Source organism: Pulveribacter sp. (assembly GCF_032079985.1).
In the GTDB taxonomy this organism is placed as follows: Bacteria; Pseudomonadota; Gammaproteobacteria; order Burkholderiales; family Burkholderiaceae_C; genus Melaminivora.
In genome coordinates this window covers 68,682-94,741 of sequence record NZ_DAMATK010000002.1, presented here as the reverse complement: position 1 = coordinate 94,741, position 26,060 = coordinate 68,682, and the positions used below count along the sequence as shown (strand labels likewise).

24 protein-coding genes are annotated in these 26,060 nt (G+C 69.8%); 14 read left to right on the top strand and 10 right to left on the bottom strand.

What is annotated here, in order from left to right; all coding sequences use genetic code 11:
• Positions 1–34 precede the first annotated feature (34 nt).
• Together RT282_RS06685 and RT282_RS06680 are read right to left on the bottom strand one after the other, a co-directional pair.
• Complete coding sequence (locus tag RT282_RS06685) at positions 35–1,639, bottom strand: FAD-dependent oxidoreductase (RefSeq protein ID WP_313312784.1); 1,605 nt, start codon at positions 1,637–1,639, stop codon at positions 35–37.
• A gap of 418 nt (positions 1,640–2,057) precedes the next feature.
• Entirely contained in the window at positions 2,058–2,363 is a 306-nt protein-coding gene (locus RT282_RS06680) for a hypothetical protein (RefSeq protein WP_313312782.1), read from the bottom strand.
• A gap of 110 nt (positions 2,364–2,473) precedes the next feature.
• Here RT282_RS06680 and RT282_RS06675 point away from each other — a divergent pair, with 110 nt between their 5' ends.
• The 4 genes from RT282_RS06675 to RT282_RS06660 all read left to right on the top strand — a co-directional run bounded on the left by RT282_RS06675 (position 2,474) and on the right by RT282_RS06660 (position 4,529).
• The gene (locus tag RT282_RS06675; protein ID WP_313312780.1) at positions 2,474–3,028 is read left to right on the top strand and encodes a sigma-70 family RNA polymerase sigma factor; all 555 of its coding nucleotides are present in this window, start codon (positions 2,474–2,476) and stop codon (positions 3,026–3,028) included.
• A gap of 15 nt (positions 3,029–3,043) precedes the next feature.
• The gene (locus RT282_RS06670) at positions 3,044–3,484 is read left to right on the top strand and encodes a zf-HC2 domain-containing protein (RefSeq protein ID WP_313312779.1); all 441 of its coding nucleotides are present in this window, start codon (positions 3,044–3,046) and stop codon (positions 3,482–3,484) included.
• Positions 3,481–3,936: a periplasmic heavy metal sensor gene (locus tag RT282_RS06665; RefSeq protein ID WP_313312777.1), complete on the top strand. Its 456-nt coding sequence runs from the start codon at positions 3,481–3,483 to the stop codon at positions 3,934–3,936. The genes RT282_RS06670 and RT282_RS06665 overlap by 4 nt, the downstream gene beginning before the upstream one ends.
• Positions 3,937–4,052: 116 nt before the next feature.
• Positions 4,053–4,529, top strand: coding sequence for a hypothetical protein (locus tag RT282_RS06660; protein ID WP_313312775.1), 477 nt, complete (start codon positions 4,053–4,055; stop codon positions 4,527–4,529).
• A gap of 31 nt (positions 4,530–4,560) precedes the next feature.
• Here RT282_RS06660 and RT282_RS06655 read toward each other — a convergent pair whose 3' ends face one another.
• Positions 4,561–5,040: an Lrp/AsnC ligand binding domain-containing protein gene (locus RT282_RS06655; protein WP_313312774.1), complete on the bottom strand. Its 480-nt coding sequence runs from the start codon at positions 5,038–5,040 to the stop codon at positions 4,561–4,563.
• A 70-nt stretch (positions 5,041–5,110) separates the two neighbouring features.
• On the opposite strand from RT282_RS06655, the gene putA reads away from it, so the two are divergent.
• From putA to RT282_RS06620, 7 genes are all read left to right on the top strand, one after another.
• A complete protein-coding gene (gene putA / locus RT282_RS06650; protein WP_313312772.1) occupies positions 5,111–8,815 on the top strand; it encodes a trifunctional transcriptional regulator/proline dehydrogenase/L-glutamate gamma-semialdehyde dehydrogenase in 3,705 nt (1,234 codons plus the stop codon).
• A gap of 312 nt (positions 8,816–9,127) precedes the next feature.
• Positions 9,128–9,922, top strand: a complete 795-nt coding sequence (gene dsrO / locus RT282_RS06645) for a sulfate reduction electron transfer complex DsrMKJOP subunit DsrO (RefSeq protein ID WP_313312770.1) — start codon at positions 9,128–9,130, stop codon at positions 9,920–9,922.
• 14 nt (positions 9,923–9,936) lie between these two features.
• Positions 9,937–10,983: an NrfD/PsrC family molybdoenzyme membrane anchor subunit gene (gene nrfD, locus RT282_RS06640; protein ID WP_313312768.1), complete on the top strand. Its 1,047-nt coding sequence runs from the start codon at positions 9,937–9,939 to the stop codon at positions 10,981–10,983.
• Between the two features lie 112 nt (positions 10,984–11,095).
• Positions 11,096–14,296: a tetrathionate reductase subunit A gene (locus RT282_RS06635; protein WP_313312767.1), complete on the top strand. Its 3,201-nt coding sequence runs from the start codon at positions 11,096–11,098 to the stop codon at positions 14,294–14,296.
• 61 nt (positions 14,297–14,357) lie between these two features.
• Positions 14,358–15,038: a response regulator transcription factor gene (locus tag RT282_RS06630; RefSeq protein WP_313312766.1), complete on the top strand. Its 681-nt coding sequence runs from the start codon at positions 14,358–14,360 to the stop codon at positions 15,036–15,038.
• On the top strand, positions 15,035–16,546 hold the full coding sequence (locus RT282_RS06625) for an ATP-binding protein (RefSeq protein WP_313312765.1): 1,512 nt from the start codon (positions 15,035–15,037) through the stop codon (positions 16,544–16,546). The genes RT282_RS06630 and RT282_RS06625 overlap by 4 nt, the downstream gene beginning before the upstream one ends.
• 35 nt (positions 16,547–16,581) lie before the next feature.
• A complete protein-coding gene (locus RT282_RS06620; RefSeq protein WP_313312763.1) occupies positions 16,582–17,415 on the top strand; it encodes a TlpA disulfide reductase family protein in 834 nt (277 codons plus the stop codon).
• 119 nt (positions 17,416–17,534) lie between these two features.
• Here RT282_RS06620 and RT282_RS06615 read toward each other — a convergent pair whose 3' ends face one another.
• From RT282_RS06615 to guaB, 4 genes are all read right to left on the bottom strand, one after another.
• The gene (locus RT282_RS06615; RefSeq protein ID WP_312759400.1) at positions 17,535–18,119 is read right to left on the bottom strand and encodes a hypothetical protein; all 585 of its coding nucleotides are present in this window, start codon (positions 18,117–18,119) and stop codon (positions 17,535–17,537) included.
• A gap of 65 nt (positions 18,120–18,184) precedes the next feature.
• Positions 18,185–19,165, bottom strand: a complete 981-nt coding sequence (locus RT282_RS06610) for an arsenic resistance protein (protein ID WP_313312761.1) — start codon at positions 19,163–19,165, stop codon at positions 18,185–18,187.
• A gap of 44 nt (positions 19,166–19,209) precedes the next feature.
• Positions 19,210–20,826, bottom strand: a complete 1,617-nt coding sequence (gene guaA, locus RT282_RS06605) for a glutamine-hydrolyzing GMP synthase (RefSeq protein ID WP_313312760.1) — start codon at positions 20,824–20,826, stop codon at positions 19,210–19,212.
• An 86-nt stretch (positions 20,827–20,912) separates the two neighbouring features.
• A complete protein-coding gene (guaB, locus tag RT282_RS06600; protein WP_313312759.1) occupies positions 20,913–22,388 on the bottom strand; it encodes an IMP dehydrogenase in 1,476 nt (491 codons plus the stop codon).
• Positions 22,389–22,473: 85 nt separating this feature from the next.
• Between guaB and RT282_RS06595 the strand changes: the two genes are divergently transcribed.
• Entirely contained in the window at positions 22,474–23,007 is a 534-nt protein-coding gene (locus tag RT282_RS06595; protein WP_313312758.1) for a DUF4124 domain-containing protein, read from the top strand.
• 76 nt (positions 23,008–23,083) lie between these two features.
• Here the strand turns inward: RT282_RS06595 and RT282_RS06590 are convergent, their stop codons facing one another.
• The gene (locus tag RT282_RS06590) at positions 23,084–23,416 is read right to left on the bottom strand and encodes an RnfH family protein (RefSeq protein ID WP_313312757.1); all 333 of its coding nucleotides are present in this window, start codon (positions 23,414–23,416) and stop codon (positions 23,084–23,086) included.
• The gene (locus tag RT282_RS06585) at positions 23,409–23,849 is read right to left on the bottom strand and encodes a type II toxin-antitoxin system RatA family toxin (RefSeq protein WP_312760278.1); all 441 of its coding nucleotides are present in this window, start codon (positions 23,847–23,849) and stop codon (positions 23,409–23,411) included. The genes RT282_RS06590 and RT282_RS06585 overlap by 8 nt, the downstream gene beginning before the upstream one ends.
• A gap of 108 nt (positions 23,850–23,957) precedes the next feature.
• On the opposite strand from RT282_RS06585, the gene smpB reads away from it, so the two are divergent.
• Together smpB and RT282_RS06575 are read left to right on the top strand one after the other, a co-directional pair.
• Positions 23,958–24,431: an SsrA-binding protein SmpB gene (gene smpB, locus RT282_RS06580; RefSeq protein WP_312305772.1), complete on the top strand. Its 474-nt coding sequence runs from the start codon at positions 23,958–23,960 to the stop codon at positions 24,429–24,431.
• 81 nt (positions 24,432–24,512) lie between these two features.
• Complete coding sequence (locus RT282_RS06575; RefSeq protein WP_312305769.1) at positions 24,513–24,908, top strand: ATP-binding protein; 396 nt, start codon at positions 24,513–24,515, stop codon at positions 24,906–24,908.
• A 58-nt stretch (positions 24,909–24,966) separates the two neighbouring features.
• On the opposite strand, the gene RT282_RS06570 is transcribed toward RT282_RS06575, so the two are convergent.
• On the bottom strand, positions 24,967–26,058 hold the full coding sequence (locus RT282_RS06570; RefSeq protein WP_313313978.1) for an enoyl-CoA hydratase/isomerase family protein: 1,092 nt from the start codon (positions 26,056–26,058) through the stop codon (positions 24,967–24,969).
• Between the last annotated feature and the right edge of the window lie 2 nt (positions 26,059–26,060).

Below are 26,060 nucleotides of genomic sequence, written 5' to 3'. Positions count from 1 at the left end.
TTCGGTTCGGGGGTGGTACGTGAGGGCGCGCGTCTCACGCCGCCTGGGCGCGCTCGTGCAGGCGCTTGACGGCGTCCAGCGCTGACAGCACGGCGCCTTCCTGCCAGGCGGGGATGTACGAGGCGTGCTCGCCCGCCAGCACGATGCGCCCGTCCACCTGGCACAGGTTGCGGTAGTGCTGCTTGCGCGCCTCGTCCGACCAGATGCCGAAGCAGCCGTTGATCCACGGTATGCGGTGCCAGCCCACCGCGACTCCGTTCTGGAACTCCTTCTTGTATTGCGGGTGCAGCTGCGCGCCGAACTCCACCGCCGCGCGGATGCGCTCGGCCGGCGGCATGGCGGTGAATTCGTAGGCGTGCGTGTCGTCGAAGGCATAGCCGCCCAGCAGCACGCCCGGCCCCTGCGTGTTGAAGTTGTTCGAGGGGTAGGAGATCTGCTCGATGGGCAGGTCGGTGTAGCTGATGCCGCCAAAGATGCGGTCGTCCTCCTCCCAAAAGCGCCGCTTGAACTGCAGCCCCACCTTGAACGAAGCGCCATAGGGCACGGCGGCGATCGCCGCCTTCATGGCGTCGCCCACCTGGATGTCGATCTGGCTCAGGATGGACAGCGGGATGGTGCACACGCACCAGTCGGCCTTGACCTGCTGCACCGCGTCGCCCCCGCTGCCGCCGCGCGCATCCACATAGCTCACCGTCACGCCCTGCGGCGTCTGCTCGATCTTGGTGACCTTGCGGTTGAAGTGGATCAGCGAGCCCACCTGGCGCTCGAAGCCCTTGGCGATCATGTCCATGCCGCCCACCGGCTCGAAGATGGTGGTCTGGAACTCGTAGAGCTGGCCGATGTTGATCTGCGACCACAGACGCGACTGCAGCAGCTCATGCTGGCCGATGGGCTTGGAGGGCTTGGCCAGGGGCATCAGGCCGCCGGCCGGGTCGCTGTCGTAGCCGCGGTACTCGCTGGCGTTGTGGCTCTCGCGGTAGCGGTACTGCCCATCCAGCCCGCCCCAGGCCTTGAGGCCCTCCAGCAGCAGCTCGCGGTCCTCCTGCGTGACGGCCTGGTCCAGCGCATGCTGGTTGGTGGCTTTGGACAGCAGCTCGGCCACGGTGCCGTGCACGTCGGACTGGATGTGGCGAAAGCGCTGCGGCTTGCCGCCGAAGGCCTTGGTGGAGTGCACCAGCGCGTTGTAGTTGACCTGCACGAACGACTCGAGCTGCACGCCGAAGCGCTTGCAGTAGTCCAGCAGCGCGTAGTGGTGGTAGGGCACGCGCCAGGGGCCGGGGTTGATGTACAGGCCCTTGTCGAACTCGCAGGTCTGGCGCGTACCGTCCAGCTCGGTGAACGAGTCGCCGCCGTGCAGCGTCCAGCAGCGCCCGCCGGCGCGCTCCTGGTACTCCAGGATCTGTACCTCGTAGCCCGCCGCGCGCAGCTCGTAGGCCGCCGTCATGCCCGCCAGCCCGGCGCCCAGGATCACCACCGTGCCCCCGCGTTTGGCACGGCCCAGCTCCAGCGGGCCGCGGTAGTTCGACTCCTGCGCATGGCCGAGCGATGCCATCGCCTGGTACATGAGGCCGCCTCCGGCGGTCTTGCCGATCATCGACAGCAGGCTGCGGCGGCTCATCGGGGGGGGATGCAAGGGCATGGTCTCTCCTGGGTGGCGACCACCCGGCAGTCCACAGCGGGCTGCCCTCGGGTCGCAGGATGAGAAGGCGCGGCGGCCGGACTGCATGCGCGGCCCGTGCCTGCCTTCCTTCCTGAGAGTCCATTGTTGTAAGCGCGCGCAGCGCACCTGCACCGGCAAACAGCCGGCCGGGTTGTAGGACAACGACGGACGATGGGTCGGCGCACCAAGCCGGAACGGCAGGCCGGGCGTCGGGCCGCAGGCTGGCCAGCCCGGGGAGCGTCAGCGGATGCGCACCCCGGTCTTTTTGCTATCGATTCGAGAGCTGCCAGCGCAAGCTGGAAAAGGGATGGAGGTCTTTTTGACCACTATTGCACACTGGCTTACAGGCGCCGCCCTGGCGCTGGTCGGCCGTGCGCTCGTGGAGCGGCCGCGGCGCTCAGCCGCGCGGAGCGCGCGGCGCGCGCACGCCCGCCCGTGCCAGCGACGCACGGGATGCGCCGGCCACGGGCAGGAGATTGATTTCGAGCTCGCAGCCGCTGCTGTCCAGCGAGAACACCATGGTCCCGCCCGGGACCACCAGCGGCAGCGTCTCATGCAGCTGGCGCGACATGTCCACCGGCGGCGTCTGCGCGCGATAGACCACCTGCTTGTCGGCGCCGTAGACGATGTAGCACGCGGCGCTGGCAGCCTGGGCGGACAGGCCTGTCACCAGGGCGGCCAGGGCGAAACGGATGGCTTGCATGGAGGTTCCCTTCGTTCTTGTGGTGCGGATAGCAGGCCATTATTGCGAGGTTTGCCCGCCTGCCCGCAGGCGCATGGAACTTTTGCCCCGCCCGTGCGTTGAAGCCCGCAATGCGCCCCTTGAGCCACCTGGACGAGACCGACTGCATCGCCCGCGCCCAGCGCGGCGAGGTTGCGGCGTTCTCCGAGCTGGTGGCCCGTTACCAGGAGCGCATCTACCGCTTCCTGCTGCGCCTGACGCGCTCGCAGGAAGACGCCCGCGAACTGGCGCAGGAGACCTTCTTGAACGCCTACCAGGCCCTGCCCCGCTGGCGGGCGGACGCGCGCCTGTCCACCTGGCTGTTTCGCATCGCGCGCAACCAGGCGCTGGACCGGCTGCGCCGCGCCCGCCACGTGGCGTTCGTGCCGCTGGACGAGGTACTGACCGAGCAGCTGCCGGCCGACGCGCCCACGCCCGAGGCCGCGCTGCAGGCGCGCCAGCGCGTGGCGGCACTGGAGGCCGCACTGGCGCAGCTGCCGGTGGAGCACCGCGAGATCCTGCTGCTGCGCGACATCGAGAACCTGCCCTACGAAGACATCGCCGAGGTGCTGGGCATCCGCCTGGGCACCGTCAAGTCACGCATCGCCCGCGCCCGCGCCGGGCTGCTGCAACACATGCCGCGCTGAGCGCAAGGAGCTGCCATGGCCTGCCCGCGTACCGAAGACCTTTCCGCCCTCGTCGACCACGCCCTGCCTGCGCGCCGCCAGGCCGCGCTGCAGCGGCACCTGGACGCCTGCCCGCTGTGCCGCCAGCAGCTGGGCGCCCTGCAGGCGCTGCGCCTGCAGCTGCAGGGCCTGCCCTCGCCCGCCCTGGGCTTCGACCTGGCCGCGCAGCTGCAGGACCGGCTGCCGCGCCGGCGCGCGCGGCGCGGCGTTGCCGCCTGGCTGCCGGATTGGTTGCCGGCGGGACTGGCGGCCGGCGCGGCCCTGGCATCAGGCCTGTGGCTGGGCGGCCTGCTGCTGGGCCCCAGCGCCCTGGTAGCCACGCCCGCACCCGCCCTGGCGCGCGTCTTCGACCCCGTGCCCCCCGGCGGCCTGTGCGCCGCCGCCGAGATTTGCCGCCTGACAAGGAGCCGACCATGAAACGCCGCGCCTGGACCCGCGCCCTGCTGGCCGCCTCGCTGGCGCTGAACCTGGGCGTCGCCGCGGCGCTGCTGCTGCGCCCGGCACCGCAAGAGCCCGCGTCCGCCCTGCACCTGCCCGAGCACCTGGCGCTGACGCCCGAGCAGCGCGCGCGCTGGCAGGCGCTGGAGGCGCCCTTTCTGCGCGAGCTGTCTTCCAACTGGGAGGGCATCCGCCAACACCGCGAGGCCCTGGTGCGCCACATCTTCGCCCCCGCGCCGGACCGCGCCGCCATCGATGCCGAGCAGGCCGCCATCGCCCGCCTGCAGGCCGCGCAGCAGCAGCGCGTGATCGCCCAGCTGCTGGACGAGCGCGAGCTGCTGGACGAGCGCCAGCGCGCGCAGCTGCTGCAGCTGCTGCTGGGCCGCTACGCGCAGGAAGCGACCGAGGAGGAGCTGCTGCACCGTCCCTAAAAAATGCATGCGCCATGGAACATTGCGCTGCACCGTTCGTTGAAGAGGACAAGGCCGCCGCGCACCACGCGCCGGCGGCCTTGCATGGTTCAACCCACTGTCAACGGAGCCTTTTCATGAAGATCATCACCGCCCTGCTGCTGTCCACCGCCCTGGCCGCCCCGCTGGCCGGCCTGGCCGCCACCGCGCATGACCACGGCAGCGCCGTGCCGCAGCAGCTGCAGCTGAACGCCGGCAAGAAATGGGACACCGACGCGCCGCTGCGCCAGGCCATGAGCGCCGTGCGCCAATCCGTCGCGCAGATCCTGCCCGCCGCCCATGCCGGCAAGGCCACGCCGGCCGACTACGACGCCTTTGGCCAGGCCATCCACCAGCAGGTCGCCTACATGGTCGAAAACTGCAAGCTGCCTGCCGCTGCCGACGAGCAGCTGCACATCGTCGTGGCCGAGCTGATGGCCGGCGCCGAGGCCGCCCAGGGCCAGCATGGGGAAGGCGAGCGCGCCGCCGGCGTGGTGCGGGTGGCCAAGGCCGCCAATGCCTATGGCAAGCACTTCAGCCACCAGGGCTGGAAGGCCCTGGAGCTGCCGCACTGAGCCCAGCGATCGGTGGGCGCCGCCCGGGCGCTCACCCCAGGTGCAGGTGGTTGGAGTGCTTGACCTCCTCCATCACCGCGTAGGTGCGCGTCTCGCGCACGCCGGGTAGCTGCCACAGCACGTCGCCGGCAAATCGCCGGTAGGCCGCCATGTCGGCCGACCGGGTTTTGAGCAGGTAGTCGAAACCGCCCGCGACCATGTGGCATTCCATGATCTCCGGGTGCACCTGCACCGCGGCCTTGAACTGGTCGAACACGTTGGGCGTGGTGTGGTCCAGCAGCACCTCCACGAAAACCAGCATGCCGGCGCCCAGCAGCAGCGGGTTCAGCCGTGCCTCGTAGCCCAGGATGTAGCCCTCGCGCGTGAGCCGCTGCACGCGCGCCAGCACGGCCGTGGGCGACAGGGCCACGGCCTCGGCCAGCTTCAAGTTGGACAGGCGGCCGTCGCTTTGCAGGATCCTCAGGATTCGCAGGTCCGTGCGATCAATACTGACTGCTTCAGTGGTTTTCATGCGCAGATTATTCGCCTGATTTGCCCCATTTTGGTGATTCATTTATCTGGCAAATCCCGATCATCCGCACATGACTTCCACGCCCTTCTTCCCCCGTCCGCAGGACGAAAGCGCCCTGCGCCAGGCCATCACGGCCGCCACCCGCCGCCCCGAGCCCGAAGCCCTGGAACCGCTGCTGCAGGCCGCCCGCCTGCCGGCCGATCTGCAGCAGGCCGTACAGAACCGCGCCCTGGCGCTGGCGCGCGGCCTGCGCGAGCGCAAGAACGAGGGTGGGCGTGCCGGGCTGGTGCAGGCGCTGCTGCAGCAGTTCGCCTTGTCGTCGCAGGAGGGCGTGGCGCTGATGTGCCTGGCCGAGGCGCTCTTGCGCATCCCCGACGCCGCCACGCGCGACGCGCTGATCCGCGACAAGGTAGGTTCCAGCGACTGGGCCCCGCACCTGGGCAAGAGCCCGTCGCTGTTCGTCAACGCCGCCACCTGGGGCCTGCTCATCACTGGACGGCTGGTGTCCACGCACAGCGAGACGGGGCTGAAGGACGCGCTGCGCCGCCTCACGGCGCGCGGCGGCGAGCCCTTGATCCGCAAGGGCGTGGACGTGGCCATGCGCATGATGGGCGAGCAGTTCGTGACCGGCGAGACCATCGCCCAGGCCCTGGACAATGCCCGCCGGCTGGAGGCGCGCGGTTTTCGCTACTCCTACGACATGCTGGGCGAGGCGGCGCTGACGGCCCAGGACGCCGAGCGCTATATGCAGTCCTATATCGACGCCGTGCGCGCCATCGGCCAAGCCAGCGCCGGGCGGGGCGTCTATGAAGGCCCAGGCATCTCCATCAAGCTCAGCGCCCTGCACCCACGCTATCAAGTCGCGCAGTGGCAGCGCGTGATGGACGAGCTGTACCCGCGCGTGCTGCAGCTGGCGCAGCTGGCCAAGCAGTACGACATCGGACTGAACATCGACGCCGAGGAGGCCGACCGGCTGGAGCTGTCGCTGGACCTGCTCGAGCGCCTGTGCTACGAGCCGTCGCTGACCGGCTTCAGTGGCATCGGCTTCGTCATCCAGGCCTATCAAAAGCGCTGCCCGTTCGTCATCGACTACGTGGTGGACCTGGCGCGCCGCAGCGGCCACCGGCTGATGGTGCGCTTGGTCAAGGGCGCCTACTGGGACAGCGAGATCAAGCGCACGCAGGTCGATGGCCTGGCCGACTACCCCGTCTACACCCGCAAGGCGCACACCGATGTGTCGTACATCGCCTGCGCGCAAAAGTTACTGGCTGCGCCGGATGCCGTCTACCCCCAGTTCGCCACGCACAACGCGCAGACGCTGGCGACCATCTGGGAGCTGGCCGGGCCCGAGCGCTACGCACCTGGGCAGTACGAATTCCAGTGCCTCCACGGCATGGGCGAGCCGCTGTACGAGCAGGTGGTGGGCCAGCGCCCCTGCCGCATCTACGCCCCCGTGGGCACGCACGAGACGCTGCTGGCCTACCTGGTGCGCCGGCTGCTGGAAAACGGCGCCAACACCTCCTTCGTCAACCGCGTGGCCGACGCCGCGCTGCCGCTCGAATCGCTGATCGAAAACCCCGTGGCCACGGTGGACGCGCTGGCCGTCAGCGAGGGCGCGCCCGGCCTGCCGCACCCGCGCATCGCTCTGCCCGCCGGACTGTACGGCCCGGCCCGCGCCAACTCGCAGGGCCTGGACCTGGCCAGCGCCCCCGTGCTGGCCGAGCTGGCCGACGCCTTGGCCGCCAGCCGCGGCGCACCCGTAGATGCCGCCCCGCTGCTGGCCGCGCCGGTGCAGCAAAGCGCCAGCGCGCCGGTTCGCAACCCGGCCGACCACGCCGACCTGGTTGGCCATGTGCAGGAAGCCGCCGAGGCCGACGTGGACGCGGCGCTGCACGCCGCCCAGGCCTTCCAGCCCGCCTGGGCCGCCATGCCCACGGCCGAGCGCACGCGGCGCCTGCGCGGCACCGCCGATCTACTGGAAGGCGCCCTGCCGCGCCTGCTGCCGCTGTTGATGCGCGAGGCCGGCAAGACCGCCGCCAACGCCGTGGCCGAGGTGCGCGAGGCCGTGGACTTCCTGCGCTACTACGCCGCCCAGGCCGATGCCGCCTTCGACAACGCCAGCCACGTGCCGCTGGGGCCGGTGGCCTGCATCAGCCCCTGGAACTTTCCGCTGGCCATCTTCATGGGCCAGGTGGCGGCCGCGCTGGCCGCCGGCAACGTAGTGCTGGCCAAGCCGGCCGAACAGACGCCGCTCATCGCCCACGAGGCCGTGCGCCTGCTGCACCAGGCCGGCGTGCCGGCCGCTGCCGTGCAGCTGCTGCCCGGGCGCGGCGAGACGGTGGGTGCGCGCCTGGTGGGCGACGCACGCGTGCAGGGCGTGATGTTCACCGGCTCCACCGAGGTCGCGCGCATCCTGCAAAAGACGCTGGCGCGGCGCGCGGGCCCGCTGGGTCAGCCCATCCCGCTGATCGCCGAGACCGGCGGGCAGAACGCCATGATCGTGGACTCCTCCGCCCTGGCCGAGCAGGTGGTGGCCGACGTGGTCAGCTCGGCCTTTGACAGCGCCGGCCAGCGCTGCTCGGCCCTGCGCGTGCTGTGCCTGCAGGCCGACTGCGCCGAGCGCACCCTGGCCATGCTGCGCGGCGCCATGCAGCAGCTGCGCGTGGGCGACCCGGCGCTGCTGGCCACCGACGTCGGCCCGGTCATCGACGAGGAGGCGCGCCAGGGCATCGCCCGCTACATCGACGAGCGCCGAGCCCAGGGCCACGCCGTGCACCAGGTAGCACCCCAGGGTGATGGCGCCAGCGCGCGCGGCACCTTCGTGCCGCCCACGCTGGTGGAGCTGGACAGCGCCGGCCAGCTGGGCCGCGAGGTCTTCGGCCCGGTGCTGCACGTGCTGCGCTACGAGCGCGGCGAGCTGCCCCAGCTGCTGGCCCAGATCAACGCCACCGGCTACGGCCTGACGCAGGGCGTGCACACGCGCATCGACGAAACCGTGGCCCGCGTGGCGGCCCAGGCGCGCGCCGGCAACCTGTACGTGAACCGCAACATGGTCGGCGCCGTGGTGGGCGTGCAGCCCTTCGGCGGCGAGGGCCTGTCGGGCACCGGCCCCAAGGCCGGCGGGCCGCTGTACCTGCTGCGCCTGCTGTCGCGCCACCCGGCGGATGCCGCCCGCACGGCGCTGGCCCAGACCGCCGCCCAATCGGTGGACGACGACCTGCAGCCCGCCCTGTTGGCGCCCTTGAGCGCGCTTCAGGCCTGGGCTCTGCAGAAGGGCCGCGGTGCCCTGGCAAGCAGCTGCGCCGCGCTGGCCCAGGCCAGCTGCGCCGGCCTCTCGGCGCGCCTGCCCGGTCCCACGGGCGAGCGCAACGACTACCGCCTGCTGCCACGCGAACGTGTGCTATGCCTGGCTGACGACGACGACTGCCGCCTGCTGCAGCTGGCCACGGTGCTGGCCGCCGGCAGCCAGGCCATCTGGCCCGCCAGCGCCGGGGCGCTGCGCGCCACATTGCCCGCCGCAGTGCAGGAGCGGATTATCTTGGCCGCAGATGCCATGGCCGCCGATTTCGACGCTGCACTGCATGGCACACATACCGACAGCCTTCTGACCATTCAACGGCAACTGGCCGAAAGGCCGGGCGCGCTGCTGGGTCTGGCCACAGTGCGGAACGAAGACCAAGCACTGGCCGCCCTGCTGCGCCTGGTATTGGAGCGCGCCGTCAGCATTAACACCACCGCCGCTGGCGGCAATGCCAGCCTGATGACCATGGCTTGAAGACCATCAAAGCAAAACAGCCTCCACGCGGCTCTGGGTCTGCGCGGGCAGCTATTATTGATATAGCGAACCAGGGCTCTTGAAGCACGAAAGGCGCGGCATATTTTCCTGCCGCGCCTTTTCTTTTTCTGTCCACCAACCGATTTAATAAAGCCTTAATTGAAGAATAATAAAATGGAAAGATTTTATTTTCAAATAGCCGCAGCAATTGAATTATCCAGATATTGCCGCCTCATTTGATTGACATCAAGGGAAGAAATCTTCGAATAAGAATAATCGAATCACGCAATAAAGAAAGAAGAGTATTTCCCGATGCCTGAAAATAGTTCTCCCGCTCGCCACAGCGCGCCACCCGCGGTGCAACAGGCCAAACGCACCTTCTTGCAAGACCTGGTCGGCCTGGCCACCGCCTTTGGCCTGACGGCTGCATCTGCTCCCGCCGCGGCCCTCACCCTGCCCGGCACCACGCAACCTCCGCGCCGCCCCGGCTTGGAAGGCAAGCGCTTCGGCATGCTGGTGGACCTGCGCAAGTGCATTGGCTGCCAGGCCTGCACCGTGAGTTGCTCGGTCGAGAACATGCCCCCCATCGGCCAATTTCGCACCACAGTGCTGCAGTACGAGGTCGACCGTCCCAACCAGCCTCCCGCCATGGTCAGCCTGCCGCGCCTGTGCAACCACTGCGAGGAGCCGCCCTGCATCCCCGTGTGCCCGGTGCAGGCCACCTTCCAGCGCACCGACGGCATCGTGCTGGTGGACAACGAACGCTGCGTGGGCTGCGGCTACTGCGTGCAGGCCTGTCCGTACGACGCGCGCTTCATCAACCACGAGACGCAGACCGCCGACAAATGCACGTTCTGCGAGCACCGCCTGGAGGTCGGCCTGCTGCCGGCCTGCGTGGAGAGCTGCGTGGGCGGCGCGCGCGTGATCGGCGACCTGAATGACCAGGGCAGCGAGATCCATCGCCGCATGGCAGAGCACCAGGACGAGATCAAGGTCCTGAAGCCCGACATGAAGACCGCGCCGCGTGTGTTCTACATCGGCCTGCCCGACGAATTCGTCAACGGCGTGGACGGCCAGGCCAGCGTGCGCCTGCTGGCCGAGCACTGAGCAAGGAGCCCGTCATGCAAATCATCGAACTTCTCACCCCGCACTACGAGGCCGCCTGGCTGCCCTGGGCCGTGCAGTACTTCTTCCTGGCCGGCGTGGCCACCGGTGGCGCGCTGCTGGCCGCGCTGTGCGCCTGGGGTGCCCGGGGCAGCCTGATGCGCCGCCTGCTGCCCGTGGCCGTGTTGACGCTGGCCGTCAGCGTGATCGCCGCCCCCGTGTCGCTGCTGGCCGACCTGCACCAGCCCGCGCGCTTCTGGCATTTCTACGCGCACTTCACGCCCTGGTCGTGGATGTCGGTGGGTGCGCTGCTGCTGCCGGTGTTCGTCACGCTCGGCGTGGCGTTCATCGCCAGCTGGTGGCTGGGCCGGGGGGGCTGGATGCGCGCGCTGGCGCCGCTGCTGGTGCTGTCGGCGCTGTCCATCACCTTCTACACCGGCGCGGAGATGATGGTCATCCGCGCCCGTCCGCTGTGGAACACGTTGTGGGTGCCCATCAACCTGGCGCTGACCGGCTGGCTGGCCACCGTGGGCGCGGCCTTCGTGCTGGAGCGCTTCCTGCCCGCCACGCTGCGCCCCGGCGCCGCCGCCCTGCAGCTGCTGCGCGGCATCGGCCTGGCCCTGGCCGCTGCGCTGGTGCTGGTGGCGCTGGCCTGGGCCGGCACCGGAATGGCGGGCCTGAACCGCTCGTTCGACGAGGCTCTGCGCCTGTTCCGCGACTTCCCCGTGTGGCGCCTGGCCATGCTGGGCTCGGCCGTGTTCGGCGCCGCCGTGGTGGGTGCACTGCTGCGCGGCCGCCACCGCCTGGGCGCCACCGGCTACACGCTGGTGCTGGGCCTGGGGCTGGCGGCCAGCGCCTGGGCCTTCCGCTGGGCGCTGTTCATGGGCGTGCAAGGCGTGCCCAAGTTCGGCGCGGGCCTGTACCTGTACCACATGCCGCTGGGCGGCGACGGCCTGATGGGTATGTTGGGCGTGGCCGGGCTGTGCGTGGCGCTGGTGGCCTTGGCCAGCTGGGCGCTGGAGCTGTTCCCGGCGCGCCAGGATGCAGCCCCCGCCCGCGCGTGACGCTCATTGATTCATAGCAAAACAGCCTCCAACCCAATACCAGCAAGCGCTAGTAGCTATAAAAACAGAAGCAAATCACTCGCTGCTGCGCTCGCCCGAGAGAGGATCTTCCATGTCCGACAAGAAACAACACCCCGCAAACGCTGGTGGCGCCGACGCCAGCCCAGAAATGAACCGCCGCCGCATGCTGCTGCGCGGCGGCGCCGTGGCCGGCGGCCTGGCGGCCTTTGCCGCCGGCTACGGCGAGACCGTGGCCAAGGGCGCCAAGGGCCTGGTCCAGGGCACTTCCGGCGTGGCCACGAAGAGCGCCACGCGAGGCAATTCGCTGACGCCCGAGTTCCGCATCGACCCCGTCACCGGCCTGCTCTCCACCCAGCCCGGCCAGGTGGTCAGCCCCAGCAGCTGCCTGGGCTGCTGGACGCAGTGCGGCATCCGCGTGCGCGTGGATACCGAGAACAACAAGATCCTGCGCGTGGCCGGCAACCCCTACCACCCACTGGCCACCACCCAGCACGCACCCATGGAAACGCCGGTGCGCGAGGTCTACGCCCTGCTGGGCGGCGACAACGGCCTGGAAGGCCGTGCCACCAGCTGCGCGCGCGGCTCTGCGATGTTCGAGCACCAGACCGCCCCACACCGCGTGCTGGCACCGCTCAAGCGCGTGGGCCCACGCGGCTCCGGCCAGTGGAAGACGATCTCCTTCGAGCAACTGGTCCAGGAGATCTGCGAGGGCGGCGACCTGTTCGGCGAGGGCCATGTGGACGGCCTGGCGGCCATCCGCGACGTCAAGACGTTGATCGACGCCGACAACCCGGAGTACGGCCCCAAGTCCAATCAGCTGCTGTTCACCGACGCCTCCAACGAAGGGCGCACGCCGCTGATCCGCCGCTTCGTCGGCCCGGCGTTCGGCTCAGTCAACTTCGCCAACCACGGCGCCTACTGCGGTCAGAGCTACCGCGTGGGCACGGCCGCGGCCCTGGGCAACATCCCCGGCATGCCGCACGGCAAGCCGGACTGGAAGAACTCGCGCTTCGGGCTGTTCCTGGGCACCGCGCCCGCGCAGGCAGGCAACCCCTTCCAGCGCATGGGCCGCGAGCTGGCCGAGGCCCGTTCGCGCGAGGACGACAGCTACCGGTATGTCGTCGTCTCGCCCGTGCTGCCCACCTCCTCGAGCCTGGCCGCCGGCGACAACAACCGGTGGATGCCCATCAAACCCGCCACCGACCTGGCCCTGGCCATGGCGCTGATCCGCTGGATCATCGACAACGAGCGCTACGACGCCACCTTTCTCACCCAGCCCGGCCCGGCCGCCATGGTCGCCGCGGGCGAAGCCAGCTGGAGCAACGCCACCCACCTGCTCATCAACGACGTGCAGCACCCACGCTACGGGCAGTTCTTGCGCGGCGCGGATCTGGGCCTGCCCCTGCCCGAGCCGGTGGACGAGAAGACCCCCGCCGAGGATGTGTACGTGGTGCAGGTGGCCGACGGCAGCGGCGGCTTCAAGCTGGTGCCCCACACCGTGGCCCAGGCGGCCGAGCTGGTGGTGGAGCGCGAGTTCACCCCGATCAAGGCCCCGGGCTCCACCGAGGAACCCACACCGGTGGCCGTCTGCACCGCCTTCGCCCGCCTGCGCGCGGAAGCGCGCCGCAAGACGCTGCAGGAATACTCGGACCTGTGCGGCGTGCCGGTGAAGGACATCGAAGACCTGGCGCGCGAATTCACCAGCCACGGCAAGCAGGCCGTGGCCAACTCGCACGGCGGCACCATGAGCGGCGCAGGCTTCTACACCGCCTACGCCATCGCCATGCTGAACAATCTTGTAGGCAACCTGAACGTCAAGGGCGGCTGGGTGCTGGACGCCGGCCCGTTCGGCCCTTTCGGGCCCGGGCCGCGCTACAACTTCGCGCAATTCGACGGCGCGGTGAAGGCCAGCGGGGTAGCCCTGTCGCGCACGCGCTTCCCGTACGAGAAGACCAGCGAATTCAAGCGCAAGAAGGAAGCCGGCCAGAACCCCTACCCCGCCAAGGCCCCGTGGTACCCGGCGCCGGGGGGCATGAGCAGCGAGATGCTGGCCGCCGGCCTTCTGGGCTACCCCTACCCGGTGAAGGCGTGGATCAACCACATGAGCAACCCGGTGTACGCCATCTGCGGCTTCGAGAACACCCTGCTGGACGCCATCAAGGATCCGAAGCGGCTGCCGCTGTTCGTCTCGGTGGACCCGTTCATCAACGAGACCTCGGCCCTGGCCGACTACATCGTGCCCGACACCGTCACCTACGAAAGCTGGGGCATCGGCGCCCCCTGGGCCGACGTGGTGGCCAAGAGCAGCACCGTGCGCTGGCCCGTGGTGGAGTCCGCCACCGCCAGGACGGCGGAGGGCAGGCCCGTGAGCTTGGAGAGTTTCCTCTTCGCCGTGGCCAAGCAGCTGCAGCTACCGGGCTTCGGCAAGAACGCCATGAGCACCAAGGAGGGCGAACCGCTCGACCTGGAAAGCGCCGAGGACTTCTACCTGCGCGGCATGTGCAACATCGCCTACCAGGCCGGCAAACCCGTGCCCGAGGCATCGGACGACGACATCGAGATCACGGGCCTGAAGCGCTGGATGCCCGACCTGGACCGGCGCCTGAAGCCCGAGGAAGTGCGCCGCGTGGCCATGGTGATGAGCCGGGGTGGCCGCTTCGACACGATCGAAGACGCATGGAAGGGCGAGCACATCAAGGCCGCGCACAAGTTCCCCGTGCAGATCTGGCACGAGGGCCTGGCCAAGATGCGCCACTCCATGACCGGCGAGCGCTACGCGGGCTGCCCCACCTGGTTTCCCACGCGCTTTGCCGACGGCAGCAGCATGCGCGAGCGCTTCACCGAACAAGACTGGCCGCTGACCATGAGCAGCTACAAGTCCAACCTGATGAGCAGCATGTCGATTGCCGCCAGCCGCCTGCGGCAGGTACACCCGCACAACCCCATCAGCCTGAACAAGGACGACGCCGCCAGGCTGGGCATCGCCAACGGCGACCCTATCGAGGTCAGCACCCCCGGCGCTCAGCTGCGGGGCGTGGCCCTGGTACGCGGCGGCATCGCCCAGGGCGCCATCGCCATCGAATACGGCTACGGCCACACCCAGCTGGGCGCCGCGGCCCACACCGTGGACGGCCAGCCCATGGCCCACAACCCGCAGCACGGCAATGGCGTGAACCTGAACCGCCTGGGCTTTGCCGACCCCACCCGGCCCGCCAAGGACAACGTGTGGATCGACTGGGTGTCGGGTGCGGTGGTGCGGCAGGGGTTGCCGGTGCGGGTGAGGAAGGTGTGACGCTGCTTTTTTGATGGCTGTTGGCGCCTGCCCGGCAAAGAACCAAGGGCATGATCTCCCCATGCACCTCCTGATCGTCGAGGACAACCCGCTCGTCGCCAGCGGCATCCGCGCCGGCCTGCTGCTGCACGGCATGCAGGCCGACGTCGCCCCCACCGCCGCCGCCGCCCAGGCCCACATGGACGCCCGCGCCTACGACGCCTGCGTGCTCGACCTGGGCCTGCCCGATGGCGACGGCATGACCCTGCTGCGCCGCTGGCGCGCCGCCGGCCTGGCCCTGCCGGTGCTCATCCTCACGGCGCGGGGCACGCTGCAGGACAAGATCGCCGGCTTCGAGCAAGGCACGGACGACTACCTGACCAAGCCTTTCGACCTGCCCGAGCTGGCCCTGCGCCTGCAGGCCCTGGTGCGCCGCGCCGGCGGGCGCGCCAGCGACCGGGTGCCGCTGGGCCCCGACTGCGAGATCGACCTGGCCGGCGCCGCCGTGTACCTGCACGGCGAACCGGTGGACCTGCCCCGGCGCGAATGGGCGCTGCTGGCCGCGCTGGTGCAGGCCGACGGGCGCGTGCTCAGCACCGCGCAGCTGCACGACCGCCTGTACGGGCTGGACGAAGACGTGGGCAGCAACACCGTCAACGTGCACGTGCACCACCTGCGCCGCAAGCTGGGCGCGGACATCATCGACACCGTGCGCGGCCAGGGCTTTCGCCTGGGCGTGCGCCACGGGCCGAGCGCCCCATGACCGACAACGCCCCCAACGGCAGCCGCAGCGAGGGCCACGCCCCGCGCATGAAGAGCCTGCGCCACCGTCTGGTGCTTGCCCTGGCGCTGGCGACTGGCGCGCTGTGGGCAGCGGTGGGCTGGTGGCGCGTGGGCGTGCTGCAGGGCGAGCTGGAGGCCATGCTGGACGAGCGCCTGGTGGCCTCGGCGCACATGGTGGCCAGCATCGTGCACCAGTTCCAGCCCGCGCCCGCGCCGGCCGCGCCGCTGGTCGACACCACCACGCAGCAGCAGCCGCAATTGCAGCAGCAGCTCCAGTCCGTCATCGCGCGCGACGGCGTGGCCTGCGAGGTCAGCCTGGTGCGCAGCGAGGTCGAAGTGCTGCCGATCGCCCGCACCGGCGACGCACCAGCGCATTCCACGCTGGGCGCGCCGGGCTTTGGCACCATCACCAAGGGCGGCAAGGCCTGGCGCACCTACGTGCTGCAGGACGGCGAGCTGCGCGTGGCCACCTCCGACCGGCTGGACCTGCGTGCGCAGCTGACGCAGTCCGCTATGCGCTCGCTGGTGCTGACCTTCACCGTGGCGCTGGCCGGCGTGTGGTTGTTGGTGTGGCTGTTGGTCACGCGCGGCCTGGGCCCACTGGCGCGGCTGCAGCAGGAGCTGCGCCAGCGCCAGCCCCAGGCCACCGAGCCGGTGCGCGCCGGCCAGGACGTGCGCGAGCTGCGGCCCCTGGTGGACAGTCTGAACGCACTGCTAGCGCGCGCTCGCAGCGCCATCGAGCACGAACGCCGCTGGACGGCCGACGCCGCGCACGAGCTGCGCACGCCTCTGACCGCCATCAAGACCCAGGTGCAGGTGGCGCAGCTGGCGCTGGCCACGCCCGGTCGCGATGCCGTGGCCCACGAGGCCCTGGACGCCGCGCTGCAGGGCATCGCCCACATGCACGGCACGCTGGAGCAGCTGCTGCAGCTGGCCCGCGTGGAGGGCGCCGCCGGGCCCGAAGGCGAGCACAGCACGCCCGCCGCGGCCATCGCCCAGGCGCTGGAGCGGGCCGTGCAGCAGTCGCGCCAGCGCGCGCTGCACGAGCGCGGCACCGCCCCGGCCGTTCAAGTGCACTGCCAGCCGCCCGCGCAGGACCCCTCCTGGCAGCGCGCCAGCATCGCCGTGCCCGCCGCGCTGCTGGCCAGCGCCATCGGCAACCTGCTGGACAACGCCCTGCGCCACCACGCCGGCGACGCGCCGGTGGAGTGCGCGCTGGCCTTGTTGCCCGGCAACGGCGGCGATGTGCCGGGCTTCGTCGAAATCACCGTGCGCGACCACGGTCCCGGCCTGACCGAGGACGAGTGCGCGCAGGCCACGCGGCGCTTTTGGCGCAAAGGTGCCAGCAGCAGCACCGGCAGCGGCCTGGGTCTGACCATCGCGCGGCGCATCGCGGAAAGCGGCGACGGCAGCCTGCAGCTGGCGCCTGCCCAACCCGGCCTGCAGGCGCGCCTGCGCTGGCCGCTGCGCCAGCACCCCACGCCATGACGCCCGGCTGACGGCGCGAGACCGACCTTCACACCATGCTTTCTTCTCCCATGCTCGTCCTCGGGCCCCTGGTCCTGCCCTGGGCCGGCGTCATCGTGCTGGCCGCCTGGCTGATCGCCAGCACGCTGCACGACCGCAGCGCGCGCCGCGCCGGCCTGCCGCCGGGCCCGCACGCCTGGGTGCTGGCGCTGCTGGCACTGGCCGCCGCACGCCTGGGCTTCGTGCTGCAGTACGGGCGCGAATACGCCGGCGCGCCGTGGACGGCGCTGGACATCCGCGACGGCGGCTGGTCCGCCGGCTGGGGATTGCTGGCCGGAGCGCTGTACGTGCTGGCCTTGTGGCTGCGCCGCAATCCCTGGCGCCGACCCGTGGCGCTGGCCGCCACCGTGGGCGCCGGCCTGTGGCTGGCCGGCTCCGGCGCGCTGCAGCTGGCACAGCCGGCCGCGCCGACCGCCCTGCCCGCCTGGCAAGGCGTGGCGCTGGATGCACGCACGGTGCAGCTGCCCGCGCTGCAGGGCCGGCCGGTGGTCATCAACCTGTGGGCCAGCTGGTGCCCGCCGTGCCGGCGCGAGATGCCGGTGCTGCTGCGCGCGCGGGCCGACAACCCGGAAGTGCGCTTTCTATGGGTCAACCAGGGCGAGGCGCCCGAGACCGTCGTCGGCTTTGCCGCCGCCCAGCAGCTACCGCAGGCCGATGTGGTGCTGGACCAGTCCTCGCAGTTGGGCGCCCTGCTGGGCCACCGGGCGCTGCCGACCACGCTGTTCTACGACGCCCGCGGCGCGCTGGTGGCGGTGCGCAGCGGCGAGCTGTCGGCCGCCACGCTGGCGCAGCATCTGCGGCTGACTGCCCAGCCGCTCTCAAAAGAATAGCTGCTGGCGCTTACAGTTCGTCGTTTTCAGGCATTTTTCTGCCTCAAAGCTCTGCTGGATCAGCGCAGGCAGCTATATCTTCTATAGCGATCGCCCACTGACCGCGGGCACGCCAGGCCTCAGGGCTTGTCCTTCACGCCCAGCCGGTCGAACAGCCCGCCGCTGGGTCCTTCCACGCCGGCGCCCGCGCCGCCCGCCTTTTGCACCGCCGCCAGGAAGTGCGCCATGGCCTCGGCCGCGCGGCTGCTCTGCTCTCCGCTGTTCACATATTCATCCACACCGGCGCCATCGGCGGTGTACACCCGCATCCAGACGCGCTGGGCATAGGCCAGCCGGTCCACCAGCCGCAGCGGCACGTCGAAGCGGCTCATGCCGTCCTGCACATTGGCCTGGCTGGAGCGCAGGCGCACCACTTCCGATCCGCCGATGTGCACGTCCGCGCCTGTCACGGGCGACTGCACGCCGGGCAGGCCGATAGCCAGCTCCGCCTGGCCCGCCCGGGCGCTGCTCCAGGACGCAGCCAATACCGGGCAGCGCGCCCCGCGCTCGCAGGCCAGCCGGTCAGGTGCGACGGACACGGTCTTGGCGCCATCGGCTGCCACATCCTGGCGCACCTGCGGCACGAGCGACTCGCGGCTGGCGCAGCCTGCCAGCAGCAACGCCGTCAGGGCCGCGCCCCAGGCGGCGGTGGGTAGTGGGTTCATGCGTTTCTCTCCGTTGATTCGTGAGGGGGTGGCCGCCGACCGGGCGGCATGCCAAAGCCGCAAGCCTACTCTGCGCGCGGGCCCAAACGCGGCAGCAGCTTCACATAGGCCAGTTCGCCAACCAGTTCCACCAGCGTCTGCGCCACGATCACGGCGGGGACCAAGGGCACGGCACCCGGAATGGCCAGCCCCAGCGGCAGCACCACCAGCGAATTGCGCGTGGCGCTGCTAAATGCCACGGCCCGGCCCTGGCCCGAGGGCAGGCGCCAGGCGCGCGCCACGGCCCAACCCAGCAGCGGCGCGGCGACGGCAAAGGCCACGTAAACCGGCACCACGACCCGCACGGCGCCCAGCGCCAGGCCCAGCTGCGGCGCCACGGCCGCCACGACCACGAACAGCACGGCGGCCGTGGCCGGCACGGGCATGAGGCCCAGGGCGCGGGCCAGGCGCATGCCCGGACGGGATCGCGCCGCCCACGCCTGGCACACCGCCGCCAGCGCCAGCGGCACGGCGATCAGCCAGACAAAGGCCTGCAGGAACGGCCCCCAGCGCACCAGCCCGGCGGCCTCGTCGCCCAGGAACGCGCCCAGGAACGCGCCCAGGAACACCGGCAGCAGCAGCATCTGCGCTGCCAGCAGCACCGGCGTTGCAGCCAGCAGCGACCGGGCATCCGCACGCCCCAGGTGCGCGAACGTCACCACATAGTCGATGCAGGGCGCCAGCAGTACCAGCAGCACTCCGGTGCGCAGCATCGGATCGGCCGGCAGCCAGGGCGTGAGGGCGAACACCAGCAGCGGTACGGCCACGAAGTTGGCCGCCAGCAGCGCCCCGAGAAAGCGCGCGTTCGCCACACCCTGGCGCAGCTCCGTCAGCGGCACCTGCAAGAAGGTGACGAACAGCATGAAGGCCAGCAGCGGGTCAATGGCCGGCGTCAGCGCCGCCGTGGCCGGCACCCGCCAGGCCAGCACGCCGGCCAGGGCCACCGCGGCGAAGTAGACGGAGACCTGACGCGTTTCGAGCAGATCTCGCAGGCGGGTCGGGGTCACGGCAGAAGGGTTTTATCTGCGCCCGCCGTCCGGGCGGGGGGAGTTCACTCCCACTCGATGGTCGCTGGCGGCTTGCTCGACACGTCGTAGGTCACGCGATTGATGCCGCGCACCTCGTTGATGATGCGGCTGGACACGCGCTTGAGCAGCGCGTACGGCAGCTCGGCCCAGTCGGCGGTCATGAAGTCGGTGGTCTGCACGGCACGCAGCGCGACGACGTAGTCATAAGTGCGGCCATCGCCCATCACGCCGACGCTCTTCACCGGCAGGAAGACGGTGAAGGCCTGGCTGGTCAGCTCGTACCAGCTCTTGCCCGTGGCCGGGCCCACCGTCCCCCGCAGCTCTTCGATGAAGATGGCGTCGGCGCGGCGCAGCAGGTCGGCGTATTCCTTCTTCACCTCGCCCAGGATGCGCACGCCCAGGCCGGGGCCGGGGAAGGGATGGCGGTAGACCATCTCGCGTGGCAGGCCCAGGGCCAGGCCCAGCTCGCGCACTTCGTCCTTGAACAGGTCGCGCAGGGGCTCCAGCAGCTTCAGGCCCAGCTGCTCAGGCAGGCCGCCCACGTTGTGGTGGCTCTTGATGGTCACGGCCTTCTTGGACTTGGCGCCGCCGGACTCGATCACGTCTGGGTAAATGGTGCCCTGCGCCAGGAACGTGACGCCCTTGTGCCCTCCTCCGGCAGCCTTGAGCTTCTCGGCTTCGGCCTTGAACACGTCGACGAACAGGCCGCCGATGATCTTGCGCTTTTGCTCGGGCTCGCTGACCCCGGCTAGCTTGCCCAGGAACAGCTCGCTTGCATCCACGCGGATGACGCGGGCGTGCAGCTTGCCGGCAATCATGTCCATAACCATGTCGCCCTCGTGCAGGCGCAGCAGGCCGTGGTCCACGAACACGCAGGTCAGCCGGTCGCCGATGGCACGGTGGATCAGGGCCGCCGCCACGCTGGAGTCCACGCCGCCGGACAGGCCCAGCAGCACTTCTTCGTCACCCACCTGCTCGCGGATGCGCGCCACGGCCTCGTCCACGTAGTTGCCCATGACCCAGTCGGCCCGCGCGCCGCAGATCTCCAGCACGAAGCGCGACAGCAGTGCCGCGCCCTGCGGGGTGTGCGTGACCTCGGGGTGGAACTGCACGGCGTAGTAGTGCCGCGCCTCGTCGGCCATGCCGGCGATGGGGCAGGACGCGGTGGAGGCCATCAGCTTGAAGCCCGGCGGCAGCTCGGTGACCTTGTCGCCGTGGCTCATCCAGACTTTAAGCATGCCGTGGCCCTCGGGCGTGGCGAAGTCCTGGATGTCCTTGAGCAGCGCCGTGTGGCCGTGCGCGCGCACCTCGGCGTAGCCGAACTCGCGGCTGTGCGAGCCCTCGACCTTGCCGCCCAGCTGCGTGGCCATGGTCTGCATGCCGTAGCAGATGCCCAGCACGGGCAGGCCCAGCTCGAACACGGCATCGGGCGCACGGTCGTCCACCTCGTACACGCTGGCATGGCTGCCCGACAGGATCACGCCCTTCAGCCGCCCGTCGGCGGCGAACTGGCGCACCCAGTCGCTGGACACGTCGCACGGATGCACCTCGCAATACACCTGTGCCTCGCGCACGCGCCGGGCGATGAGCTGGGTGACCTGCGAGCCAAAGTCGAGGATGAGGATCTTGTCGTGTTGCATGGTGGCTGGTCCCCGGGAGGGAGGGAGAAAGAAAGACAAAGGCCCGAAGGCCTGGGGTGGCTTCGGGCCTGTGGTTGGCGCTGCGCTCAGTCCGCGCGGTAGTTGGGCGCTTCCTTGACGATCTGCACGTCGTGCACGTGCGACTCGCGGATGCCGGCAGCGGTGATCTCCACGAACTCGGCCTTGTCGTTCATCTCGGCGATGGTGGCGCAGCCGCAGTAGCCCATGGCCGCGCGTACCCCGCCAGCCATCTGGAACACGATGGAGACCATGGAGCCCTTGTAGGGCACGCGGCCTTCGATGCCCTCGGGCACCAGCTTGTCGGCGTTGGGGTTGCCGGTGGTGGCTTCCTGGAAGTAGCGGTCGGCGCTGCCCTGCTGCATGGCGCCGATGGAGCCCATGCCGCGGTAGCTCTTGTAGCTGCGGCCCTGGTACAGGATGACCTCGCCGGGCGCCTCTTCGGTGCCGGCGAACATGCCGCCCATCATCACTGTGGATGCGCCCGCCGCGATGGCTTTGGCGATGTCGCCCGAGAAGCGGATGCCGCCATCGGCAATCAGCGGCACGCCCGTGCCCTTGAGGGCCGTGGCCACGCTGTCGATGGCCATGATCTGCGGCACGCCCACGCCCGCGACGATGCGCGTGGTGCAGATGGAGCCCGGGCCGATGCCGACCTTCACGGCGTCGGCGCCGGCTTCGGCCAGCGCCAGCGCGGCGGCACCGGTGGCGATGTTGCCGCCGATCACCTCGACCTGCGGGTAGTTCTGCTTGACCCAGCGCACACGATCGATCACGCCCTTGGAGTGGCCGTGCGCGGTGTCCACCACCAGCGCATCGACGCCTGCCTTGACCAGCAGGTCCACGCGCTCCTCGGTGCCCGGGCCCACGCCCACGGCGGCGGCCACACGCAGGCTGCCGGCGGCGTCGCGCGCGGCGTTGGGGAAGATGGTCTGCTTGTTGATGTCCTTGACGGTGATCAGGCCCTTCAGTTCGAAGGCGTCGTTCACCACCAGCAGGCGCTCGAGCTTGTGGCGGTTGAGCAGCGCCTTGGCCTGCTGGGGCGTGGTGCCGTCTTTTTCGTTGACGGTGATGAGCTTCTCGCGCGGGGTCATGATCTCGCGCACCTTGACGTCGTAGCGCGTCTCGAAGCGCACGTCGCGGCTGGTGACGATGCCCACCACCTTGCCGCCATCGCACACCGGAAAGCCGGAGATGCCCAGGTTCTCCGACAGCTCCAGCACCTGCAGCACGGTGTGCTCGGGCGTGATGACCACCGGGTCATGCACCACGCCGGATTCGTGGCGCTTGACCTTGGAGACTTCGGCGGCCTGCTGCTCGGCCGTCATGTTCTTGTGGATGACGCCAATGCCTCCCTCCTGCGCGATGGCGATCGCCAGGCGCGCCTCGGTCACGGTGTCCATGGCGGCGGACACCAGGGGCAGGTTCAGGGAGATGTTGCGCGTGAAGCGCGTGGCGAGAGAGGTGTCCTTGGGCAGGACCTGGGAGTACGCCGGCACCAGCAACACATCGTCGAAGGTGAGCGCTTTTCCGAGTAGGCGCATGTGATCAAGCTCCAAAAAAAGGATTGTACCCGCCGTGCGACAGCTCCGTGGCTGGCCGCCGAGCGCGCGGCTACACTGGCCCGCTATGAAACGCAAACAGCTTTTCCTGCTCGCGCTGGCCTGCACCTGGGCCCTGGGCGCATCGGCGCAGTGGCAGTGGGTGGACAAGGACGGCCGCAAGGTCTTCAGCGACCGCCCGCCACCGCAGGACGTGCCGGACAAGAACATCCTGAAGCAGCCCACGCTGCGCGGCACACTGCCCGCTGCGGCTTCCGCGGCCGCCGCATCCACCACGGCGCAGCAAGACGAAGCGGCACCGGCCGCGGCCGCTGCTTCCGCCCCTTCCGCCGGGCGCGACCAGCAGCTGGAGGACAAGAAGGCCAAGGCCGAAGCCGCCGAGGCCGCGCGCAAGCAGGCCGAGGAGAAAGCCCAGGCCGAGCGCCAGGCCAAAGCCCGCGCCGAGAACTGCGCCCGCGCCCGCCAGTCCAGCGCCACGCTGGCTTCCGGCATACCGATGGCGCACGTCAACGCCCAGGGCGAGCGCGGCTTCATGGACGAGGCCACGCGTGCTGCCGAGCTGCGCCGGGCCCAGGCCATCATGGCATCGGACTGCAAATAAACGGCGCTGGCTACGCGCCGCCCCGCCCCAGCGAGCCACTGCCCTGCAGTGGCTTTTTCGTGGGCGAGAGGTTGTCTCAGTAGCCCTGCTTGGCGCCGGGGCGGCGCCGGGCAAACAGCCCCGCGGCGCGCGCGCCCTGGCTGGCAAAGCGCTGGCGCCGGGCGATCTTGGGGTCTACGGTCAGGGCGCGGCAGCATTCCACACGGTCGCCGTCGCGCAGCACGTCGCCCGGCTCAGCGCTGCGACCCCAGATGCCCAGAGCCAGCGCCACCAGATCCGCCTGCTGCAGCCCGGCGGCCTCCAGGGCGTGGGACACGGTGGCGCCAGGGGGCAGCCGTAGCTCCCACTCCCGCACCTGGCCCGGCTGCAGCGATGCGCTCACGGTCACCCGCAGCGAGGCATCAGCCATAGACCTGCTCGGCGCGCTTGATGAAGGCGTCGACCAACGTGGCGGCGATGCGGTCGAATACCGGGCCGACCAGGGCCGCCAGCGTGCGGCTGTCGAAGCCGTAGCGCAGAGTCAGCTCGACCTTGCAGGCGCGCTGCGTGCCGTCGCCCACGGGGTGGAACTGCCAGTCGCCGTCCAGTTGAGAGAACGGGCCTTCGACCAGCTCCATCTTCACGCGCCGGCCGGCCTCGTGCGTGTTGCGGGTGACGAAGGACTTCTTGATTCCCCCGAGGGCGATGCCGACCTCGGCCGTCATGCCGGTCTCATGCTCGGTCAGCACGCGGGCGTGGTCGCACCAGGGCAGAAACTGCGGATAGCGCGCCACGTCGGTGACCAAGGCAAACATTTCTTCGGGGCTGTACCAGATCAGGACGGACTTGTTGACGGTTTTCATGAGGAGGCTGGGTGCTGGGATACGCCCCCTAAAATCGACGGCGCGAGACGACAAGCATTGTAGGGAAGGCGTTTGAATCTTCCGGTCCGCGCCTCATCTACGACACCCATGGCCAAGAAACCTGATCCATCGCCCCGCATCGCCGAAAACAAAAAAGCGGCCTACAACTATTTCTTCGAGGAACGCCACGAGGCCGGCATGGTGCTGCACGGCTGGGAAGTCAAGGCGCTGCGCGAGGGCAAGGCGCAGCTGACCGACGGCTATGTGGTCATCAAGGAAGGCGAGCTGTTTTTGATCGGCTGCCAGATCAACCCGCTCAAGACCGCCTCCACCCACGTCAGCCCGGACGCCGCGCGCACCAAGAAGCTGCTGATGCACAAGGACGAGATCCGCCGCCTGATCGGCAAGGTGGAGCAAAAGGGCTACACCCTGGTGCCGCTCAAGCTGTATTGGAAGGACGGGCGCGCCAAGTGCGAGATCGCCCTGGCCAAGGGCAAGGCCGAGCACGACAAGCGCGACACCATCAAGGAGCGCGAGGGCAAGCGCGAGGTGGAGCGCGTCATGAAGAGCCGCCACCGCTGAGCGAAGCAAAACGGCCTTTTCTCCGACACGCTCGACCGTACGGCCGCTCCACACTGCAGTGTTTTCACACAGGAGCGTGCCATGAAATCTCTCGCAACCGTGCTGATGGCCAGCGCACTGCTGGCAGGCTGTGCCAACGGTGTGTTCTCGCATAAGACGGACACCGCGGCGCCCGACATGCCGACCCGCGCGGCCGATGGGCGCCTGATTGGTCCGAACGGCAACACTCTCTACACCTACGCCAAGGACAGCCAGGGAATGTCGGTCTGCAACGACCAGTGCGCTACCAACTGGCCGCCCCTGACCGTGGCGCCCAACGCCCGGCCCATGGGCGACTACACCATCGTTACGCGCGCCGATGGCACGCGTCAGTGGGCGTACAAGGGTCAGCCGCTGTATTACTTCGTGAAGGACACGCGCGCCGGCGACATGACCGGCGAAGGCGTCGGCGGCAACTGGCGCACAGTGCGCCCCTGACCCTGGGGCGCGAGTAGCGCGCAAAGGGCCACGCCAGCCGGCGTGGCCTTTTTTCGCGTCAGCGCAGCGCCGCCAGCGGGTGGGCGTGCGCCGGCCAGGGGCTCTGGAAAAACGCCTGCACCAGCTCGGCCGGCACGTCTTCGACGCGCGCGGGGTTCCACTTCGGGGCATGGTCCTTGTCCACGGCCAGGGCGCGGATGCCCTCCACCGTCTCGCTTTGGCCCGGGCGCAGGTAGAAGCAGTGGCGCACCATGTCGCGCTCCATGCGCAGGTCATCGGCCAGGTCCATGCCGCGGGCGCGGCGGATTTGCTCCAGCACCACGTGCAGCATCAGCGGCGAGCGCTTGCGCAGCATCTGTGCCGTGGCGCGCTCCCATTCACCGTCGGCCGCCTCCAGCGCCTGCACGATGGCAGTAGCGTCGGGCAATGCAAAATACTGGTCAATTTGGGCTCTAGCGCTTACCTGGCCTGCGCCAGCAGCTATAAATTTCGAAGCAACAAAGTCCTGCACGGCTTGGCCGCTGGCGAACTGCAGGGTGCCCAACGCCTCCCACACGCCCACCTGCTGGTCCGCAGGCAGCAGGCCGTCGGCCAGTTGGAAGGCGATGGCGTCCGCTGCGCCGATGGTCTCGCCCGTCAGGGCCAGCCATTCGCCCACGCGCCCCGGACAGCGCGACAGGAAGTAGCCGCCGCCCACGTCGGGGAACAGGCCGATGATGGTCTCGGGCATGGCCATCTTGGTGCGCTCGGTGACGATGCGCAGGCTGCCGCCCTCGCTGATGCCCATGCCGCCGCCCATGACGATGCCGTCCATGAAGGCGATGTAGGGTTTGCCGAAGGTGTGGATCAGGTGGTTGAGGGCGTATTCCTCGGTGAAGAAGTCCTCCAGCTCGGGGTTGCCCGTGCTGCCCGCGGCGTGCAGGAAGCGGATGTCGCCGCCCGCACAGAAGGCCCCGAAGGCGCCCTCGCGCCCATTGCCGCGGATGGCCACGGCCAGCACCTTGTCGTCGTGCTGCCAGGCCAGCAGCGCAGCCATCAGGTCGCGCACCATGGCCAGCGACAGCGCGTTCAGCGCCTTGGGCCGGTTCAGCGTGATGCAGCCGACCTGCCCCCGCACCTCGGCCACGATCTCGCCGCTCTTCATCTCCATCG

Coding starts and splice junctions, on each gene's coding strand:
- guaB (WP_313312759.1), bottom strand. CDS start 22,388: ATGCGCCTACTCGGAAAAGCGCTCACCTTCGACGATGTGTTGCTGGTG.
- RT282_RS06675 (WP_313312780.1), top strand. CDS start 2,474: ATGCGCCCCTTGAGCCACCTGGACGAGACCGACTGCATCGCCCGCGCC.
- guaA (WP_313312760.1), bottom strand. CDS start 20,826: ATGCAACACGACAAGATCCTCATCCTCGACTTTGGCTCGCAGGTCACC.
- RT282_RS06595 (WP_313312758.1), top strand. CDS start 22,474: ATGAAACGCAAACAGCTTTTCCTGCTCGCGCTGGCCTGCACCTGGGCC.
- dsrO (WP_313312770.1), top strand. CDS start 9,128: ATGCCTGAAAATAGTTCTCCCGCTCGCCACAGCGCGCCACCCGCGGTG.
- smpB (WP_312305772.1), top strand. CDS start 23,958: ATGGCCAAGAAACCTGATCCATCGCCCCGCATCGCCGAAAACAAAAAA.
- RT282_RS06570 (WP_313313978.1), bottom strand. CDS start 26,058: ATGGAGATGAAGAGCGGCGAGATCGTGGCCGAGGTGCGGGGGCAGGTC.
- RT282_RS06630 (WP_313312766.1), top strand. CDS start 14,358: ATGCACCTCCTGATCGTCGAGGACAACCCGCTCGTCGCCAGCGGCATC.
- RT282_RS06635 (WP_313312767.1), top strand. CDS start 11,096: ATGTCCGACAAGAAACAACACCCCGCAAACGCTGGTGGCGCCGACGCC.
- RT282_RS06665 (WP_313312777.1), top strand. CDS start 3,481: ATGAAACGCCGCGCCTGGACCCGCGCCCTGCTGGCCGCCTCGCTGGCG.
- RT282_RS06655 (WP_313312774.1), bottom strand. CDS start 5,040: ATGAAAACCACTGAAGCAGTCAGTATTGATCGCACGGACCTGCGAATC.
- RT282_RS06625 (WP_313312765.1), top strand. CDS start 15,035: ATGACCGACAACGCCCCCAACGGCAGCCGCAGCGAGGGCCACGCCCCG.
- RT282_RS06670 (WP_313312779.1), top strand. CDS start 3,044: ATGGCCTGCCCGCGTACCGAAGACCTTTCCGCCCTCGTCGACCACGCC.
- RT282_RS06660 (WP_313312775.1), top strand. CDS start 4,053: ATGAAGATCATCACCGCCCTGCTGCTGTCCACCGCCCTGGCCGCCCCG.
- putA (WP_313312772.1), top strand. CDS start 5,111: ATGACTTCCACGCCCTTCTTCCCCCGTCCGCAGGACGAAAGCGCCCTG.
- RT282_RS06685 (WP_313312784.1), bottom strand. CDS start 1,639: ATGCCCTTGCATCCCCCCCCGATGAGCCGCCGCAGCCTGCTGTCGATG.
- RT282_RS06585 (WP_312760278.1), bottom strand. CDS start 23,849: ATGAAAACCGTCAACAAGTCCGTCCTGATCTGGTACAGCCCCGAAGAA.
- RT282_RS06615 (WP_312759400.1), bottom strand. CDS start 18,119: ATGAACCCACTACCCACCGCCGCCTGGGGCGCGGCCCTGACGGCGTTG.
- RT282_RS06590 (WP_313312757.1), bottom strand. CDS start 23,416: ATGGCTGATGCCTCGCTGCGGGTGACCGTGAGCGCATCGCTGCAGCCG.
- RT282_RS06620 (WP_313312763.1), top strand. CDS start 16,582: ATGCTTTCTTCTCCCATGCTCGTCCTCGGGCCCCTGGTCCTGCCCTGG.
- RT282_RS06680 (WP_313312782.1), bottom strand. CDS start 2,363: ATGCAAGCCATCCGTTTCGCCCTGGCCGCCCTGGTGACAGGCCTGTCC.
- nrfD (WP_313312768.1), top strand. CDS start 9,937: ATGCAAATCATCGAACTTCTCACCCCGCACTACGAGGCCGCCTGGCTG.
- RT282_RS06575 (WP_312305769.1), top strand. CDS start 24,513: ATGAAATCTCTCGCAACCGTGCTGATGGCCAGCGCACTGCTGGCAGGC.